Source organism: Aquisalimonas sp., from assembly GCF_007120195.1.
Classification (GTDB): Bacteria; Pseudomonadota; Gammaproteobacteria; order Nitrococcales; family Aquisalimonadaceae; genus Aquisalimonas.
This window is the reverse complement of sequence record NZ_SKOG01000085.1, coordinates 1-2,559: the sequence shown is the minus strand read 5'-3', so window position 1 is coordinate 2,559 and position 2,559 is coordinate 1. Positions and strand designations below refer to the sequence as shown.

4 protein-coding genes are annotated in these 2,559 nt (G+C 62.6%); 1 reads left to right on the top strand and 3 read right to left on the bottom strand.

Annotated features, from left to right (window positions below):
• Positions 1 to 263 (top strand): helix-turn-helix domain-containing protein (locus QZT63_RS06930; RefSeq protein ID WP_290649753.1); only part of this gene is annotated, 263 nt, incomplete at its 5' end.
• Between the two features lie 82 nt (positions 264 to 345).
• On the opposite strand, the gene QZT63_RS06925 is transcribed toward QZT63_RS06930, so the two are convergent.
• From QZT63_RS06925 to QZT63_RS06915, 3 genes are all read right to left on the bottom strand, one after another.
• Positions 346 to 1,065 carry a Crp/Fnr family transcriptional regulator gene (locus QZT63_RS06925; RefSeq protein ID WP_290649751.1) on the bottom strand — a complete coding sequence of 240 codons (720 nt, stop codon included), beginning with the start codon at positions 1,063 to 1,065 and terminating at the stop codon, positions 346 to 348.
• A 291-nt stretch (positions 1,066 to 1,356) separates the two neighbouring features.
• Complete coding sequence (locus QZT63_RS06920; protein ID WP_290649749.1) at positions 1,357 to 2,067, bottom strand: flavin reductase family protein; 711 nt, start codon at positions 2,065 to 2,067, stop codon at positions 1,357 to 1,359.
• Positions 2,068 to 2,233: 166 nt separating this feature from the next.
• A partial coding sequence (locus QZT63_RS06915) for a hypothetical protein (protein WP_290649747.1) occupies positions 2,234 to 2,559 on the bottom strand: 326 nt, incomplete at its 5' end.

Sequence of the window (2,559 nt, the reverse complement as noted above, 5' to 3'; positions counted from 1 at the left end):
CCCGTGCACGGCAGCTGCTGCTGCAAACGGAAATGCCCATTACCGACGTGGCCTTGGCCTGCGGGTTCGTCTCACCGCCACACTTCACCAAGTGCTACCACGAGCGCCAGGGCCGCTCCCCCTCGGAAGAGCGCCGGCTGCGCCGCGAGCGGCTGGTCTCGGGTGCCGCACAGCGGCCGAGCGACGCAGCACCCATGGCGCCGGAGGCCATGCCGGCGTCTCCGGAGCCGCACCCCACTCCAATCGATAAGGCGGCTGAATAACCGGGGCCGTGGCGGCCGGTTGTGCGCCTGACAGACAGCCGACGGGTTTCCATAATGGTCGGACGCAGACGGACACCAGGTGTCAGCGGGCTTTGACGGAGGGCAGCAAGCGATCGAATTCGCGCTTGACCACCGCGTAACACTCGCAGCACTCGCGCTCGAGCCCGGGGCGATCGAGCACGGTAATCTTGCCCCGCCTGTATTGGATCAGCCCCTGCTCCTGGAGTTTGCCGGCTGCGGCCGTAACCCCTTCGCGCCGCACGCCGAGCATGTTGGCGATCAGCTCTTGCGTCATGGTCAACTGGTCACTCTTCAGGCGATCCAGGCTCATCAGCAGCCAGCGGCATAACTGCTGGTGCACGGTATGATGTCGATTGCAGACGGCCGTCTGCGACATCTGTGTGATCAGCGCCTGCGTGTAGCGCAACAACAGGTGCTGCAGCGACTCGGAACGGGCGAACTCCTGCTTGAGTACACTGCCCTTCAATCGGTAGGCATAGCCAGCGCTCTGCACCACGCCCCGGTTGGGCGTCGTCTCGCCGCCCATGAACAAAGAGATGCCCACCATCCCCTCATTCCCGACGATTGCGATTTCGGCCGAGGAGCCGTTTTCCATTACGTACAGCAGCGAAATAATGCAATTGGTCGGGAAGTAAACATGCTTCAGCGTATCGCCGGACTCGTACACGGCAAGACTCAGCGGCATGTCAACGAGTTCCAGATGCGGAAACAGGCGCGCTTTTGCCTCCTCGGGTAAAACCTGAAACAACTCATTCTGCTCCGGGAAGTGCGCAACGGACATGGGCGGAATCCTCTTTTCAGGAGGTCATGCTCGGGCATGGCGCAGCGGAGCCGGTCTCCAGGCAGATGGAGCCCAGAGGCGCCAGCGCTCCTAGGCTTGCTCACATGCGGCGGGGGGGGGGGGGGAATTCATCCATTTGCCAGCTTGCCCTCGCGCGGTTTCCCAGCGCCGACTGTCGCCGCGATAGCAGCACGCGCCTGCGGGTTCCGGGCAACAGGCAGGGAAGAGTCCATACCCTCGCCCTGGAGTGAACAAGGATAAAGGCCATGAGCCCCTGCCTGGAATCGGTGACTACCCGGAGATGCTCCGGGTTATCCCGTAGAGACAGCAATGTTGAGCCAGCAGGTGCTCAGCTTGGGTGGATTGCGTGACTCCGCGTGCCCCGGTGACTAACGAAACTGATTCATCGAGTCGACATTGGTTTTTCATGGTAATTCTCACCAGCCCGCGATCATCCGCACCGCCGCGTCGCCCCGGGCCGGCTTCATTCACCCCAAGTCCCACATACCGTCCCTGCCAGAATGCCAGCGGGGCACGTGTACTGAACGCCTCGAATGCTTCAACTGACCCAATCAGGACACCATGGTCTCCGGCGCGCACGCGTTGCTCGGTGATGCACTGAAAATGCGCCACTGCACCGTTGAGTAACGGCACGCCGCCGATGCCGCGGCGGAATGCCAGAGGCATGGGCGCAACGTCGAATTGATTTCTGGCGAAAGTGGCGAAATACTCGGCGATCTGGCGCTGTTCACGGGCGAGTACATTGACGGCAAACGGCGCATCGACGGCGAAGGTGGGCCAGTTCCTGGACGTTAGCCGCAAGTTCCACAACAGCTTGGGCGGGTCAAGCGAGACGGATGTAAACGAGTTTATCGTGATGCCAACATCCTCGCCTTCGGCCGTGCGGGTGGTGACCAGTGTCACCCCTGTCGGGAACTGGCCAAATGCATCACGCAGCGCCAACTTGCAGCCATCGTTGCGCGGTAGCTGGTGCCGCAGCATGTGCTGTTGCCCGGTATCCGGTGACCACCCCGTGCAGGGTTCGTCCGACGGAACAGGCATGCGGCCCCCGGTCGCAGGGTGGTGTAAGTCCGCCATCTTGGCGCCCCTCTGATGGGCCAATCTTGAACACTTGAGCATCACTCCCTCCTTGCCCTGATCCGCTCGGCTAGAAGTTCAACGCAACCCAATCGTTTTCGAGCCCGCAGAGCAACCGGCCGCCCGTGACGTGGCGCGCGCTGTTCTTTGAGGCATGCTGCGTCAGGGTGTGGATGTCGCGGAACAAGCGTTCGAACGGGTACTCCAGGCGAATGGCCGAAGCGCCTGCCACCGCGTGGACGAGCCGCACTGCCTCCGCGCACGATTCGGCGGCGAAGGTGACAGCAAGCTGCAATCGGATTTTCGCGTCCCAGGAGAGCAGCTCGCCGCCGGCCTTGGTCTCCTCGTAAGCCTCGCGGGCGGCAGCGTGCAGGGTGTCCCGACTGGCATTGACCT

Coding starts and splice junctions, on each gene's coding strand:
- QZT63_RS06920 (WP_290649749.1), bottom strand. CDS start 2,067: ATGCTGCGGCACCAGCTACCGCGCAACGATGGCTGCAAGTTGGCGCTG.
- QZT63_RS06925 (WP_290649751.1), bottom strand. CDS start 1,065: ATGTCCGTTGCGCACTTCCCGGAGCAGAATGAGTTGTTTCAGGTTTTA.